The sequence below is a fragment of the Streptomyces carpinensis genome, assembly GCF_002154505.1.
GTDB lineage: Bacteria > Actinomycetota > Actinomycetes > Streptomycetales > Streptomycetaceae > Streptomyces > Streptomyces carpinensis.
The window spans coordinates 1-14,765 of record NZ_MUBM01000203.1; the positions used below are offsets into that span (position 1 = coordinate 1).

Annotated in this window: 12 protein-coding genes and 2 pseudogenes; 10 read left to right on the top strand and 4 right to left on the bottom strand. The window is 68.3% G+C overall.

Going from position 1 to position 14,765, the window contains the following annotated elements; translation table 11 throughout:
• Positions 1-667 (top strand): SpoIIE family protein phosphatase (locus BZY54_RS26145; protein WP_158103917.1); only part of this gene is annotated, 667 nt, incomplete at its 5' end.
• A gap of 57 nt (positions 668-724) precedes the next feature.
• Here BZY54_RS26145 and BZY54_RS26150 read toward each other — a convergent pair.
• A pseudogene (locus tag BZY54_RS26150) lies at positions 725-1,174 on the bottom strand (transposase); the annotation flags it as partial.
• A gap of 294 nt (positions 1,175-1,468) precedes the next feature.
• Between BZY54_RS26150 and BZY54_RS26155 the strand changes: the two are divergent.
• The 8 genes and pseudogenes from BZY54_RS26155 (at position 1,469) to BZY54_RS26190 (ending at position 11,281) form a co-directional block, all read left to right on the top strand.
• Entirely contained in the window at positions 1,469-2,068 is a 600-nt protein-coding gene (locus tag BZY54_RS26155) for a TetR/AcrR family transcriptional regulator (RefSeq protein ID WP_086727780.1), read from the top strand.
• 320 nt (positions 2,069-2,388) lie between these two features.
• The gene (locus BZY54_RS26160) at positions 2,389-3,792 is read left to right on the top strand and encodes an MFS transporter (protein ID WP_158103918.1); all 1,404 of its coding nucleotides are present in this window, start codon (positions 2,389-2,391) and stop codon (positions 3,790-3,792) included.
• Positions 3,793-3,867: 75 nt separating this feature from the next.
• Entirely contained in the window at positions 3,868-4,629 is a 762-nt protein-coding gene (locus tag BZY54_RS26165) for an SDR family NAD(P)-dependent oxidoreductase (protein ID WP_086727782.1), read from the top strand.
• An 85-nt stretch (positions 4,630-4,714) separates the two neighbouring features.
• The gene (locus BZY54_RS26170) at positions 4,715-5,884 is read left to right on the top strand and encodes an acyl-CoA dehydrogenase family protein (RefSeq protein ID WP_208640766.1); all 1,170 of its coding nucleotides are present in this window, start codon (positions 4,715-4,717) and stop codon (positions 5,882-5,884) included.
• Positions 5,881-8,076 (top strand): acetate--CoA ligase family protein, encoded by a 2,196-nt coding sequence (locus BZY54_RS26175; RefSeq protein WP_208640767.1) that lies wholly within the window; start codon positions 5,881-5,883, stop codon positions 8,074-8,076. Before BZY54_RS26170 ends, BZY54_RS26175 begins: the two co-directional genes overlap by 4 nt.
• Before the next feature lie 101 nt (positions 8,077-8,177).
• A complete protein-coding gene (locus BZY54_RS55565) occupies positions 8,178-9,008 on the top strand; it encodes a hypothetical protein (RefSeq protein WP_425276315.1) in 831 nt (276 codons plus the stop codon).
• Positions 9,009-9,214: 206 nt separating this feature from the next.
• Positions 9,215-9,564 (top strand): annotated as a pseudogene (locus BZY54_RS55570) (helix-turn-helix domain-containing protein); the annotation flags it as partial.
• A 487-nt stretch (positions 9,565-10,051) separates the two neighbouring features.
• Positions 10,052-11,281, top strand: a complete 1,230-nt coding sequence (locus tag BZY54_RS26190) for an IS110 family RNA-guided transposase (RefSeq protein WP_086727784.1) — start codon at positions 10,052-10,054, stop codon at positions 11,279-11,281.
• A 149-nt stretch (positions 11,282-11,430) separates the two neighbouring features.
• Here the strand turns inward: BZY54_RS26190 and BZY54_RS26195 are convergent, their stop codons facing one another.
• Both BZY54_RS26195 and BZY54_RS50380 read right to left on the bottom strand, forming a co-directional pair.
• Positions 11,431-12,486: an LLM class F420-dependent oxidoreductase gene (locus tag BZY54_RS26195; RefSeq protein ID WP_086727785.1), complete on the bottom strand. Its 1,056-nt coding sequence runs from the start codon at positions 12,484-12,486 to the stop codon at positions 11,431-11,433.
• Between the two features lie 3 nt (positions 12,487-12,489).
• On the bottom strand, positions 12,490-12,672 hold the full coding sequence (locus BZY54_RS50380) for a hypothetical protein (protein ID WP_143668125.1): 183 nt from the start codon (positions 12,670-12,672) through the stop codon (positions 12,490-12,492).
• 308 nt (positions 12,673-12,980) lie between these two features.
• On the opposite strand from BZY54_RS50380, the gene BZY54_RS51025 reads away from it, so the two are divergent.
• Positions 12,981-13,121: a hypothetical protein gene (locus BZY54_RS51025; protein WP_158103919.1), complete on the top strand. Its 141-nt coding sequence runs from the start codon at positions 12,981-12,983 to the stop codon at positions 13,119-13,121.
• A 404-nt stretch (positions 13,122-13,525) separates the two neighbouring features.
• Here the strand turns inward: BZY54_RS51025 and BZY54_RS26205 are convergent, their stop codons facing one another.
• Entirely contained in the window at positions 13,526-14,584 is a 1,059-nt protein-coding gene (locus BZY54_RS26205) for an MBL fold metallo-hydrolase (protein ID WP_086727804.1), read from the bottom strand.
• Between the last annotated feature and the right edge of the window lie 181 nt (positions 14,585-14,765).

Consider the following 14,765-nt stretch of genomic DNA (forward strand, 5'->3'; position numbering starts at 1 on the left):
CCCGCCGCTCGGCCTGGGCGGCCTGCCCTTCGAAACCGCCGAACGTAAGCTAGCGGAGGGCACCCTTCTCGCGCTGTACACCGACGGACTCATCGAGGCCCCGGAACGTGATGTCGACGCCGGGCTTGACCGGCTGGCCCGCACCGTCGCCGGTCCCGGCCGACCGCTGGAGCAGCTGTGCGATGCGGTGGTGGCCTCGCTGGTGCCCGAGCGCCGCTTGGACGACGTAGCCCTGCTCCTTGCGCGCACGCGCGTGTTGGAAGCAGAGCGGGTTGGCTCCTGGGAGCTGCCCGTCGATCCCGCACTGGTCGCCGAAGCCCGCGTCCTCACCGATCGTCAGCTTGCCGACTGGGACCTGGAACCGCTCACCTTTACCACCGAACTCATCGTCAGCGAACTGGTCACCAACGCCATCCGGCACGCCCGCGGTCCCATCCGCCTGCGCCTCATCCACGCCGACTCCCTCATCTGCGAGGTCTCCGACGGCAGCCTCAGCGCCCCCCATCTGCGCCGGGCACGCACCACTGACGAGGGCGGCCGCGGCCTGTTCCTGGTCGCCCAGCTCGCCTCGCGATGGGGCGCCCGCTACGGCCGTGACGGCAAGACCATCTGGGCCGAACAACCCCTGTCCCCTGACGGAGCACTCCTGCTCGGGTGCGGTGCGTGAGCGTTCGCGGGCGGTGGAGCGGCTTTGGCCGGTGGCCTGCCTGTGCTGAGGTCGGGCAGCGGCCAGCAGTCGCCACTCGCCGCGGGCTCCGTCCTCGCCGCGTAGGAGGAGTTGGCGGCCGTTGTGGCAGGTCATGATCTGGCCGAAGACGGGTTCGACGATGGCTTTTCGGCGGCTGTAGGCGGCTCGGCCGGGCTTGGTCCGCAGCTTGCGGGCCATGCGCTCCCTAGGCGTGGCGCTCGCCGGGATGCGTCCGCGTGGTGCGGGCGGGACCTGTTCGTCGTGGGCCAGGCGGCCGGTGGCCATGAACGTGTCGGTGCCGCAGGCCAGTTGGCGCTCTTGGGCGGCTTCCAGGTTGGTCTCGGAGCGGTATCCGGCGTCGACGAGGGCCTGCTTGGGGTGGTGGCCGGTGTTGGCGGCGGACTGGTCGAGCATCGTGGTGTAGTTCAGCGCGTCCGAGGGGTTGGTCGTGACATCGGCGGCGGTGATGACCTGGTGTTCCTCAGGCTGACCAGCCCGAGCGGCCCCCTTCAGGCCGATTCCCCGGCCGACAGAACCAAGCCACCCGCCCCGGCAGGCACACAGCGAACAACCACGACCGATCTCACCGTCATGATCAGCAGCCGATCGCTCGTTACCGGGACATGCTCCTAGCACTGCCACATCCCTGCCTCTCAGATTGTTCTAGAACAGGATTCTAGCATCTCGTAGGCTGGCTCTCCAACGCCCTCATTGGCGCGAGTTCCAGATGGGCTCGCCGCGCGGGGGTAGGCTGAGGCAGATGCGCGAAAGGGCGGATGGGTGACCGAACGCAATCGAGCCGCGGCGCGTCGCTGGACGCGGTCGGTAGAGACCCGCAGCGCCATCCTCGCCGCCGCGCGCGAGGTCTTCCTCGAGCACGGGTACACGGAGGCCAACGTGAGCGACGTCGTGGAAAAGTCCGGCTGCAGCGTCGGCAGCATCTACCACCACTTCGGCGGCAAGACCGAGCTTTATGGGGCCCTGTGCGCCGAATACCAGGACACCCTGCACGCGGCCTCCACGAAGTCCGTGCACGCTGCGCGCGCCGCCGGAGAGCGAGATCCCATCCAACTGTTCATCGCCGGCGCACGCGGCTACCTGGAGCAGGCATGGATCGATCAGGATCTCGCCAGGCTGGTTCTCTCTGGCGACCACCCGCCGGGCCATGACGCGTGGCAACGCGAGCGGTCCCGAGCCTGGGTTCGCGAGAACGGGCTCTTGCTTCGCGCGCCCGAGGAACCTGCAGCGCGCGTCTTGGTGACGGCCTTGACGTCGATCGTCGGTGATGGAGCTCGCCTCGTCAGCGAGATCGATTCGCGCCGTGAGGCCTCCGAAGTTATTGACGCGACCCTCGAGCTCGTTCGCAAGGTAGCGAGCTGATCAAGCCCCCCGCTCCGCGCTGCCAGGCGCGCGAGCGTGCTCGGGCACCTTCATGCACGGCTCTTCCCACGGGACCTGGCGCCCTCGGCTGTCGGGCTGTCTTTGCGCGCCGACTTCGTCACTCGCGCATGAAACCGGGCGCGCGAGAGCTGCCGAACCGACGCCCACTGGCCCGGCCCCTGCCGAGCAAGCCTGCAAGACCGACAGCAACCAATGTCAGTGTGACGCTTGACGCATGCCTGTCCGCGAACCTAATTTGCAGATGGTTCTAGAACCGAGTTCGGATTCTTCTATCGGTTCAATCTCCTCGGAGGGCTGTCTTGGCAGTCAACTCACTGTGGAAGCGCGACCTCGCGCGCTATCCGGCACCCGCCTACCGGTGGCTGCTTCTCGTGACGACCACGCTCGTCACGGTCGCCCTGTATTACGTCTTCTACGTACTCGGCTCCGCCAGCACGCTGATCATCACCGAGTTCCACTGGAGCCTCGACAAGTACATCTACATCGGTGCCGCCGCCCAGCTGATGGGCGCTGTCAGCGCTGTGGCAGGCGGCTTCGGAGACCGGTTCGGTCGGGCAAACCTGCTGATCGTCGCCTCTGCCGTCAGTGTGGTGTGCGCGTTCCTCATGGCCCATGCCCACAACGGCAACTACTTCATCGTCCTGTACTGCCTGCTGGGTCTGTTCGAGGGCTTCGCGCTCGTCATGAGCTCGACCCTGATGAGGGACTTCTCTCCTCGGGTCGGACGGGGCATCGCGATGGGCATGTGGACCATCGGCCCGGTTGGTGGCAGTTACATCGCATCAAAGGTCGCCGGCGACCTGCTCGCCTCGGGACACAGTTGGCGCGATCTGTACACCGTTGCCATCGTGACCGCGCTGATCGTCTGGGTCATCAGCGCAGCTCTCCTCCGCGACCTCTCGCCGCAGATCCGCAACGAGGTCATCATCCAGGCCGAGCGCAACGTCCTCGAGGTGCAGAGCTCGTCGGCCAGCGGCGCCGCAGCGCCCACCACGACGGCGCAACGCACGCTCACCCTCGCAGACCGGTTCCCTCCCCGTCTGCTGGTGCCGGCGGCCGGCGTCACCCTCTACCTGCTGATCTACGTCGCCGCCGTCTCCGTCTTCCCGCTGTACCTCGTGTCGATGTTCGGGTTCAAGTTGTCCACCGCGAACAACATGATGTCGCTCTTCTGGCTGGTCAACGTTCTCTCCGCACTCCTGTGGGGAGGTCTGTCGGACTGGCTGCGCGTACGCAAGCCCTTCCTCACCGCCGGCGCGGTCATGATGTTCTTTGCAACGCTGGTCTTCGCCCTGCGCCTGGGCCACCCCACCAGCCAGGCAGCGATGACCTGGATCCTCGTGATCATGGGCTTCGTGGTGGCCTGCGGCTTCGCTCCCTGGATGGCCGCAATCAGCGAGACCGCCGAAGAGATCGCCCCCACCCGGGTGGCCTACGGCATGGCGATCTTCGGCTCGGTCCAACGCATCATCGGCGTCGTCGTCGCGATCATCATGCCGCACGTGATCGGCACCGAATCCGGCTGGCGCACGTGGTGGATCGTCTGCCTGGCCGGCATCGCCCTCTACATCCCGACCGTGCCGGTGCTCTGCGGCCGGTGGCGTCCACACAAGCCTGAGACCAAGGTCCTCGACGTCGACGTGAGCGGCCTGCGCTCCGGCGTTACCCCGTCCAGCGCCCCCCAGCAGCGGGCGCGTCACTGAGAGTCCGCAAACGCTCCTCACCCTCCCAACACGACATCTCCATCCCTCTATTCGACCCTTCGAACAAGGAGAGACATGACCCACCTGAGCGGAAAGGTCGCGGTGGTCACCGGCGCCGCCCGTGGCATCGGTGCAGCGACCGCGCGACGGCTCGCCGAAGACGGGGCAACTGTCGCGGTGGTCGACCTGGATGAGGCCCAGACCAAGGGGACCGTCGACGCCATCCTCGGTGCCGGCGGCTCCGCGATCGGCGTCGCATGCGATGTCTCCAGCGAAGAGGCCGTCATCGCCGCGGCCGATCAGATCCGCTCCGAGGCCGGATCCATCGACGTCTTGGTCAACAACGCGGGCCTGCTGCGCGACAACCTCGTGTTCAAGATGTCGCTGGCGGACTGGGACACCGTGATGGGCGTACATCTGCGCGGCAGCTTCCTGTGGGCCCGCGAGGCACAGAAGACCATGGTCGCCAACCGCTGGGGCAAGATCGTCAACCTCTCCAGTACCTCGGCGTTGGGCAACCGCGGCCAGACGAACTACTCCGCCGCCAAGGCCGGACTGCAGGGCTTCACCAAGGCCCTCGCCATAGAGCTCGGTCCCTTCAACATCAACGTCAACGCGGTGGCTCCCGGGTTCATCGAAACCGAGATGACCCGCGCCACGGCAGCACGCACCGGCGTCGACTTCGAGGAGATGAAGAAGCGCGGCGAACAGGCCATCCCGCTCCGGCGGGTCGGACGGCCCGAAGACATCGCCGGCGTCGTCTCAGCACTGTGCAGCGAAGACACCTCCTACGTCAGCGGCCAGGTGATCTACGTCGCCGGGGGGCCCAAGGCATAACCGCCCTAACCACCCCTCCGCGACGCGGAACCTTCAGCACCTTCGCGAACTGCACCGACTTCAGCAGGATCGAAAGGAAAGACCCTTGATCGACTTCTCCCTGTCCGAAGAGGAACGCGCCATCCGTGACACCGTGCGGGCCTTCATCACCCGCGAGGTCATGCCGCTGGAGGACCAGGTCCTCCGCAACGAGCGCGCCGGCCTCCCCGGTCTCGAGGCCGACCACATCAAGGAGCTCCAGGCCAAGGCCAAGGCCTCCGGGCTGTGGGGCATTAACACCCCCGAGGAGTACGGTGGGGCCGCCCTCGGCCCGGTCATGTCCGCCATCACCGCGATGGAGTCCGGCCGCACCTTCGTGCCGTTCCGCTTCGGCGGCACCGCCGACAACATCCTCTACGCCGGCACCGAGGCCCAGAAGCAGAAGTACCTCATCCCCACCATCAACGGAGACCGTCGCAGCTGCTTCGCCATCACCGAGCCCGGCGCCGGATCCGACGCACGCAACATCCGAACCCGCGCCACCAAGGACGGCGGCGACTGGATCATCAACGGGGAGAAGATCTTCATCACCAACGGCAACGAGGCCGACTTCGTCATGGTCTTCGCCGTCACCGACCCCGACAAGGGCGCCAACGGCGGCGTTACCTGCTTCCTCGTCGACCGCGACATGGGCTGGGAATCCAAGCCCATCCCCACCATGGGCCAGTGGGGCCCCGCCTCCTTGGTCTTCGAGAACGTCCGGGTGCCTGCCAGCAACATCCTCGGCGAGGAGGGTAACGGCTTCGGCCTTGCGATGCAGTGGATCGGCAACGGGCGGTTCATGATCCCTGCCGGCGCGATCGGTGCGGCGGAGCGACTGCTGGAGATGGCGATCGAGCATGCCAAGAACCGGGTCTCGATGGGTCACCCGATCGCCGACTATCAGGCGATCCAGTGGCAGATCGCCGACTCCCAGGTCGAGATCGAGTCGGTGAAGCTCCTTACTCTGCGTGCCGCGTGGCAGCTGCAGCAGGGGATGGACAACCGCCACGCTTCCTCCATCGCAAAGCTCGCCGGCGGTCTGATGGCCAACCAGGTCGTCGACCGGGTCCTGCAGATCCACGGCGGCATGGGCTACACCAAAGAGCTTCCCATCGAGCGGTGGTACCGCGAGCTGCGTCTGCTGCGTATCTTCGAGGGCACCGACGAGATCCAGCGCCGCACCATCGCCCGTAACCTGCTCAAGGGACACGTCAAGCTGGGAGAGATCGCGTGACCGAGTTGAGCGAGCGCCCCACCACCACCGCCGCGACGATCGAAGCCGCAACCAGTCCTACTCTCCACGGCTCCCTGGTGACCCCCGAGCAGGTGTCGACCCTGTTCAACCCCAAGGCCATTGCCCTGATCGGTGCCACCGACAAGTCGAACTGGTCGCTGAGCCTGTTCGCCAACCTGCACACACACGGCTTCGACGGCCCGGTGTACCTGGTCAACCCGCGCGGCGGAGTCGTCCACGGAGAGCAGAGCTACGCCACGATCGGCGACCTGCCCGACGGAGTCGACCTCGCCTTCGTCATGGTGCCGACCACTGTGATCCTCGACATACTCGAGCAGTTGGCCGACCACGACATCAAGTCCGCGGTGATCCTGACCTCGGGCTTCGGCGAGGTCGGCGCCGAGGGCGCGAAGCTGGAGCACCAGGTCGTCGACCTCGCGAAGCGTCGCGGCCTGACGCTGCTGGGCCCGAACGGCAACGGCTACATCAACGCCGCCAAGCAGATCACGCCGTACGGGCTCAACATCAACGCTCCCCTGCTGCGCGGTCCCGTGGGCGTCGTGCTCCAGAGCGGCGCGCTTGCGAGCGCCGTCCTGGGGTTCTCCCAGGCCCGCAACATCGGCATCAGCCTGCTGGTCTCGATGGGCAACGAGGCGATGGTGACCCTGACCGATGCCATGCGCTATCTCGTGCGCGACCCCGACACGAAGGTCATCACGCTCTTCATCGAGTCGATCCGCCAGCCCGAGGAGTTTCTCGTCGTCGCCAAGGAGGCACTCGAGGCCGGCAAGCCGGTGGTGGCCTTCAAGGTAGGTCGCAGCCAAAAGGGCTCCACCGTCGCCAAGGCCCACACCGGCTCGCTGGTCGGTGACGACCGGGTCATCGATGCCGTCTTCAAGCAGTACGGCGTCATCCGGGTCGACTGCCTCGAGGACATGATCATGACCGCGGGGTTGCTGGCCGAGACCGGTCCGCTGCCGGGCAACCGGGTCGGCTTCGTGACTCCTTCGGGCGGGGCGTGCGAGATCGCCGCCGACCGGTCCGAGGACGAGGGCTTGGAGATTCCCGACTTCGCTCCGGCGACCGTCGAGGGCTTGAAGAGGGTCGTGCCCGACTTCGCGACCGTCCAGAACCCCCTCGACGTTACCGGCTATATCCTGGTCAACCCTGCGCTGCTGCGCGAGGCGCTCGCCGTCGTCGACAAGGACCCCGGCATCGACGTGATCGTCCTCGCTAGTGACCTGGCACGCGAGGAACCCGCCGATCCCACCCGGGCCTACGACATGGCCCGCGGCACCGCCGACGCCATCCGCGCCTGCGAAAAGCCAGTCGTCGTCATGGGCAACACGCTGGTCGACATCACCCCGTTCGGTCGCAAGGTCGCTGATGAGGTGAGCTTCCCCGGCGTGCTGGGCGGCATCCACCACGCCCTCGCGGCGCTCGGCCGCGCGGTGCGCTGGTCGGAGTTCCAGCGACAGCACGCCGCGGGACGCGTCATGGTGCCGCAGGCACACGCACAGGCCATGACCGTCGACGCGACCCCCGGCAGCACCTGGACCGAACACCAGGCATCGGCGTTCCTCGCCGACAACGGCGTGCCCGTGGTGCCCCAAGAGCTCGTCGACTCGGCCGATGCCGCGGTCGCCGCGGCTGAGCGGCTGGGGTACCCCGTCGTGGTCAAGCTCGCCGCAGCCGACATCGCCCACAAGAGCGACATCGGCGGCGTTCGGCTCGGACTCACCGATGCCGAGCAGGTACGGGAGGCCTTCGAAACCGTCACCACGGTCGGCCGAAACGCCGAGGCCGACGTGCAGGGCGCGGTGATCCAGCCGATGCGCGGGTCTGGGATCGAGCTCATCGTGGGCATCGTCCGCGACCCCGTCTGGGGTCCCGTCCTCGCGGTCGGGCTCGGCGGCGTCTGGGTGGAGATCCTGCGCGACAGCGCACTGCGTGTGCTGCCCGTCGACCGCGGCCAGGTGCTCGACGCGCTGCGGAGCTTGCGTGGCGCTGCGCTCCTCGACGGCGCACGCGGCACCGAGAAGGCCGATCTGGACGCGGTGGCGGACACGGTAGTCTCGATCGCCGACCTCGCCTTTCGCCTGGAGGAACGGCTGGAGTCGCTGGAGATCAACCCCCTCCTGGTGCGTGGGTCTCAGGTCGAGGCACTGGACGCACTGATCACGTGGAGGTGAGTGGTCCGTGCCCCTGAACGTAGAAGCCGTCGGCACGGTCGTCGGACCGTTCACGGTGGCCTGGTAGCCGGACGAAGTGCTGCTCTACGCCCTCGGCGTGGGTGCCGGCCAGGAAGACCCCCGTTGCGGAGCTGGCGTCCACCAGCGAGTACAGCGCCGGCGTCCACCAGCAGGTCTACCCCCCGTTCGGGGCCATCCTGACCGGTTTTCGCGCCCCAGCCGATGGATCACCCCGGCCTCGGATCAGCTTCGGCACGTTCAATCCCGCCTTCCTGGTCCAGGCCGAGCAGTCGGTCGGGCTCTTCCGTCCGCTGCCGCCCTGGTGCATGATCGAGGTCATTAGCGAGCTCGTCGGCATCTACGACAAGGGATCCGGAGCCCTGGTGGTCACCGAGTCACGGACTGTTCCCCGGCGACACCGAGGACTCCCCGACCGTCCTGACCCGGTCGGCGGTCTTCATCCGTGGCGAGGGTGGGTTCGGCGTCAAGGGCCCCAGCGAGCCCTGGCAGGCGCCCGAACGCGACCCCGACCTGTTGGTCGACGTCTCGACCCGGGCCGACCAGGCCTTCCTGTACCGCCTCTCGGCGGACCACAACCCGTGCACAGCGACCCGACATTCGTGGCCAAGGCGGACTTCCTCGGTTCTCCTCCGTCAGCGGCCGGTTCAGCAAGCCCGTCTTCCCCGGCGACCGCCTCAAGATCGCGGTCTGGCGGGATGGCGACAAAGCCCGCTTCCGTGTCACGGGACGCGACGGCAGCGTGGTGCTGGATCGGGGCGTGTTCGTCACCCGCGACTGAACGGGGACGCCGCCCGCGACGGTGGACGGCACATCGCAAGTACGACGCAGTAGCGGTGGCCGACTCGGACTCGAGCCGGCCACCGCCGCGGTTACCCGCCTCGAGCGGCAAGAAGAGACCTACAAGAAGCTGAGAAGGCTGACGGCATGACCGAGGTCGTACGGCTGTCCGTACTGGGCGGCGCGGCTTCCCTCGTCCCCGTACGTCATCGGTCGCAGGGGCAAGTGCTCCTTCTTGCGGGGCCGCTCCACGGGTGCGGGCTGGTACTGACTTCAGTGCTCTGAGGCGACTGTCAGCTCGGCTGCTGACTGCTGGTCACCTGTGCGCTATGCCGTTGGTATGCGCTATGCGGATGGGGGCGGGCTGACGGCGAAGAGCCGCTGGCGCCGTGAATTGGTGCGGTTGGAGGCAGCTGGGCTGTTCGCCGAGGGCGACAGGGCTTCTGAGATGGCCCGCTGGTTACGGATCAGTCTGAAGTCCGCCTACCAATGGCAGAAAGCCTGGCGGGACGGCGGAGCCGCGGCGCTGGCCTCCCACGGACCGGTCGGTCAGCGCTGCTCTCGGCACGGTGCCTGGAGAAGCTGGACGCGTACCTGGAGGAGGGGCCGGCTGCGCACGGCCGGAACAAGGACCGGGTCTGGACCGCCGCGCGGGTGGCGACGCTGATCGGCAGGAAGTTCCACGTCTCCTAATCCGTGGGTAAGGAGGGTCCGCCAGATCGGGACCATGGGCGAGCCGTTCGAGAATGCCGGGACCGTGGGCTGGCTCCATCCAGGCTCCCGAACCCCTTCCGTGTATCGGTGGGCGGTCCCAGCTCTGATGGTGGTGGCGGCCGCATGGGCGGCGGACGGACGCCTACACGTCTCCGGGCCTCGACGCCTAGCTGTAGACCGGGCGACGTCTGGTTGTCCTCGCGACTACCACCACCGTCAACACCATCAGCTTGATCACTCGTTGGTGTTTGTGGTGCGAGCCCATCGCACGGTGACCTCTTGGTACGCCCGAGCCGATCTTCGAGCTCCCGCACAGACCGAGGCCCGTGGGGTGCGCTGGTGCCACGAACAGCTGCTGAGGTGGCGGACCGGCCCCGAGGGCCGAGTCCTGGGATTAGGTCGCTGCGTGGTTCCGCACGAGCTCGTGACCAGCACAAACACGTAGGCAGTACCGGGAGGGACCTTGATCTTCTGCGGCATTGACTGGGCAGAGAAGACACACGACGTGGCGCTGGTCGGCCACACCGGAACCCTGGTCGCCAAACGGCACATCACTGACGATGCGGCCGGCTACAAGATCCTGCTGGACCTGCTCGCCGAGCACGGCGACACCGAGGACAACCCCATCCCAGTCGCGATCGAGACCTCCCGCGGCCTGCTTGTCGCCGTCCTGCGCACCGGCCGGCGGAAGGTCTACGCGATCAACCCGATGGCCGCCGCCCGCTACCGCGACCGCCACTCCGTCTCGCGCAAGAAGTCCGACCCCGGCGACGCCCTCGTGCTGGCGAACATCCTGCGCACGGACATGCATGCCCACCGGCCTCTGCCCGACGACACCGACCTCGCCCGCGCCATCGCCGTCCTGGCCCGGGCACAGCAGGACGCCACCTGGAACCGTCAGACCATCGCCAACCAGCTCCGCTCGCTGCTGCGGGAGTACTACCCCGCCGCCCTGGCCGCGGTCGAGCCATGGAAGAACGGCCTATGCCGCCCCGAGGCCCACTCCCTGCTCAAGGCCGCCCCCACCCCAACCCACGCGGCCCGCCTGACCCGCACTCAGCTCCAAGCCACCCTCAAGCGCGCCGGACGCCAGCGCAGCATCGAGGCGGACGCCGACCGGTTGCGAGAGGTCCTCCGCGCTGACTGGGCCCACCAGCCTCCGCTCGTGGAGGACGCCCTCGGCGAGCAGATGCTGGCCCTGCTGATCCAGCTGGAGGCCGCCTGCACCGCTGCCGACCAGCTCGCGAAGGCGGTGGAGGAGGTGTTCCCTCAGCACCCGGACGCTGACATCTACCTGTCCTTCCCCGGCCTCGGCATCCAGCTCGGCGCCCGGGTGCTCGCCGAGGTCGGGGACGACCGCACCCGCTTCACCGACGCCCGCGGCCTGAAGGCATACGCCGGCTCCTCGCCCGTCACCCGCGCCTCAGGCAAGAAGTCGTCCGTCACCCGTCGTTGGGTCAAGAACGACCGTCTCAATGCGGCTGGCTATCTGTGGGCCTTCTCCGCTCCCAACGCCTCACCCGGCGCCAAAGCCCACTACCGCCACCGCCGCGACGACTGCGGCGATTGGCACGCCGGCGCTCAGCGCCACCTGTTCAACCGCATGATCGGCCAGCTCTACCACTGCCTCCAGCACAACGAACTGTTCGACGAACACACCGCCTTCCCAGTCGAACTAGCCGAAGCCGCTTGACGCGCTAAACACCTGAGGTGTCTACAGCGTCTCGGGGGCCACCCGGCTGATGCGCCGGCTCGGCTTCACCCCGCAGGGTTGAGCTGCTCTTGCTCTGGTGGAGTCCCCGGCCTGTCCCGGTCGCGGGGACCTCTGCTAATCGCTCGGCCTCACAGCCTGTCGATCAACCCGCGCAACTGCTCTATCAGCCGCAGCCTGCCCACCTGGTCCTGGGCCACCGGGCGTACGGACAGCGTCGTGACGCCCGACTCGGCGAGCGCGCTCAGCCGGTCGAGCACGTAGCCTTCCGGCCCGATCAGAGAGGTCTTGGCCAGCAGGTCGGCCGGCACCGCCGCCTCGGCCTCCTTCTTCTTGCCCGACAGGTAGAGGTCCTGGATCCGTGCCGCGGCGTCCGCGTAGCCGAACCTGCAGGCCAGGTCGTTATAGAAGTTGCGGCCGCGGGCGCCCATCCCGCCGATGTACAGGGCGCGCAGCGGCCGGTCGAGCTCTCGCAGGTGCGCCACGTCATCGCCTATGGCCACCGACGCGCCGACGTGCACGTCGAGCTGCCCAAGGCCGGGGTCGCGCTTGGTGATGCCGCTGCGCAACGATGCGCCCCACACATCCGAGGCCTTCTCCGGCACGTAGAACGGCGGCATCCAGCCCTCGGCGAGCTCGGCGGTCAGCGTGACGTTCCGCGGCCCGATGGCGGCGACCGTGACAGGGATCCGGTCACGGAACGGGTGGTCGACCATCTTGAGCGGCTTGCCGAGCCCGGTGCCCTGGCCGGCCGGGAGCGGCACGGCGTAGTGCTTCCCCTGGTAGGTGACCGGCCCCTCGCGGCGCCAGACCTGGCGGCAGATCTCGATCGTCTCCCGGGTCCGGCCGATCGGCGCGTCGAATGGCACGCCGTGGAATCCCTCGATGACCTGGGGTCCCGAGGTGCCGATGCCGAGCTCGAACCGCCCGTCGGAGACGTCGTCGAGGCCGGCAGCGGTCATCGCGAGCAGCGTGGGGGTGCGGCTGTAGAGCTGCAGGATGCCGGACGCGATGTGCGCCCGCGTGGTGCGCGCGGCGACGTAGCCGAGCCGGCTCACCGCGTCGAACCCGTACAGCTCGGCGACGATGAACAGCTCGACACCGGCCTTCTCGTAGTCGGCGAAACCTGCGGCGGCCGCGGAAAGCCGCTGCCCCCCGGCCGGCCTGGCCCCAAGTGCGATCCGCATGCCTCAGCCCTCCTGCCCGCGCCGCGTGATGTGGTCGGTCACCTGCGGCACCACGTCGAAAGGGTCGCCGACGACGCCGTAGACGACCGCGTCGGCAGCGTCGTTGGCCACGGGGCTGCCGACCTGGCGCAGTTCCCTGTCGGTCCCGGTGTCCGGCACCTGCTTGACGCACACAGTGATTCTCATCCGACGGCAGCCTTCCTCGTACGCTCGTCGCTTGTGGTCAATAGAGCGCATTCTAGAGTTCGATTCTGGTGTTGGCGAGGGGAGTCGGCCCGCCAGCGCGACCGCTCGATCGTGGCGGTGATTAATTCGAGAAATGGAATGAGGCATCACGGTGGGCGGCCTACCGCCCACCGTCGAGCCGGACACCATCCTGCAGGCCCCGACCCTGCGCTCCAGCACCGGGCGTATCGCGCTGGATCTGCCGCACTCAAGGCCGGTGGCCACCGCCCCGGCCACCGGACACACCGTGGCGGTCGGTTTCAACGAGTGTGAACACCCTGCTCACCGGCGTGGTGGGCCGCCTGGTCAGGCGGGGCGGCACGGCGCGGGCGGTCACCGACGGCCGTCCCCTGATCTTCGACGCCAGTGCCGGTACCAACCACGTGAAGATCCGCATGGCGATCAGGTAGAGCAGTCGCACGAGCACAGGCACCCGGAGCGCCCTACCGACACACAGCGACACCGTCCCTGTTCAGAGCTGGCGCAGGCATTCGGAAGCGGTAGTGGGGACTTCAGGAAGCGGCGACGCCACTTGCCCACCGTCTGCGGCCAGATGCCGAGTTATGCGGCCACCTGCTGGTTTGACCTCCCCTCCGCCCAGCAAGCACGATCCGGGTACCGCTGGGCCACGGCCTGCGCGGACGTCGCCCGCCGTGACCAGCGCACCAGCGTCTCGCGCTCGTCGTCGGTCAACGTCAATTCGGCCATCGGCCGTCCCATGCGCGCCACGCAGGCAAGCACACATTCATCGAACTTCAGGCGAAGGAAAGTCGGCCGCGATATGGCCGCATGGCCGCCGGTTCCGCTCCGCGGGTCAGGGTCGTATGGCGATCCGCCATCGCACGGTTTCGCCCGGCTCCTCGTGCAGCAGCCCGCGCCGGGTGAGGGCGCGCAGGTGGGCGTAGGCCTCGCCGACCGCCGCCTGCTGGGCGAAGCCCTCCATCCCATCCCAGGGACGCGACCAGTGCATATGGGCGGCCACGTCCCAGGCGACCTCGGCACCGGCCTCCAGCGCCGCCAGCACCTCCGCGAACCGCTTGTCGTGATGGCGGTGCAGGTCGTCGAGTCGGCCCTCCAGGTCGGTGAAGCGCCGCTCGTGGGCCGGCAGCACCTCGGAGGCGCCCCGGCCGCGCAGGCGGTCCAGGGAACGGAGGAAGTCGCCGAGCGGGTCGGCCGTCTCGTCGGGGGGCGGTGGCACGTTCGGTGTGATCCGCGGCAGCACGTGGTCGCCGGTGAGCATCAGGCGGTGGCGGGGCTCCCAGAAGCACAGGTGGCCGGGGGAGTGCCCCGGGGTCCAGATGGCGGACAGCTCCCAGCCGGGCACCTCGGGGCGGGCGCCGTCCTCCATCAGCACATCGGGCCTGGCGATGTCCCTCATCGAGGGCAGCGCACGCAGCCGTCGGTGCTGACGCTCCAGCGCTTCCTTGGGCGCCCCGGCGCGGCGCAGCGTGGCCAGGCCTCGCGTTACCGAGTCGGCCTCCTTGAACCGCGCGATGACGGCGGCGTCGGCGGGGTGCAGGGAGATCCACGCGCCGGAGGTCTCACGCACGCGCCCGGCGAGCCCGTAGTGGTCAGGATGGACGTGCGTGACCAGCACCCCCTGGACATCCTCCAGGCGGGTGCCGATCCCGGTGAGTCCGGCCGCGAGGGTGCCGTACGCCTCGTCGGTGTCCCAGCCCGCATCGACGAGGTACGGCCCGGCGTCGGTTTGGAAGACGTACACCAGCACATAGCGCAGGGAAGTGTTGGGCAGCGGTACGGGAATGCTCCACAGGCCGGGGCGCACCTGGCTGACTGGCGGCAGCGGCCGGTACGGGAGCCCGGTGGTGGGAGTGCTGTCCGGGCCCGGTACTCGCGAGGCGGGGCTCGACATGGCGTCCTCCTCGTACGTGGCCGCGGCAGCGCCACGGGTGGGCGATGCGACCGGCGGAACGCCGAACACCTGACCATCAGGCCGGTCATCGGCGCTGAAGCAGCATCCGTTCCCTGGCAGCTCCTGGCAGTACGGCCTTGGAACCCGGGGCGGGTTGACCCAGAGCATGACTTTAGCCCTT

Coding starts and splice junctions, on each gene's coding strand:
- BZY54_RS26165 (WP_086727782.1), top strand. CDS start 3,868: ATGACCCACCTGAGCGGAAAGGTCGCGGTGGTCACCGGCGCCGCCCGT.
- BZY54_RS26195 (WP_086727785.1), bottom strand. CDS start 12,486: ATGCGGATCGCACTTGGGGCCAGGCCGGCCGGGGGGCAGCGGCTTTCC.
- BZY54_RS50380 (WP_143668125.1), bottom strand. CDS start 12,672: ATGAGAATCACTGTGTGCGTCAAGCAGGTGCCGGACACCGGGACCGAC.
- BZY54_RS26205 (WP_086727804.1), bottom strand. CDS start 14,584: ATGTCGAGCCCCGCCTCGCGAGTACCGGGCCCGGACAGCACTCCCACC.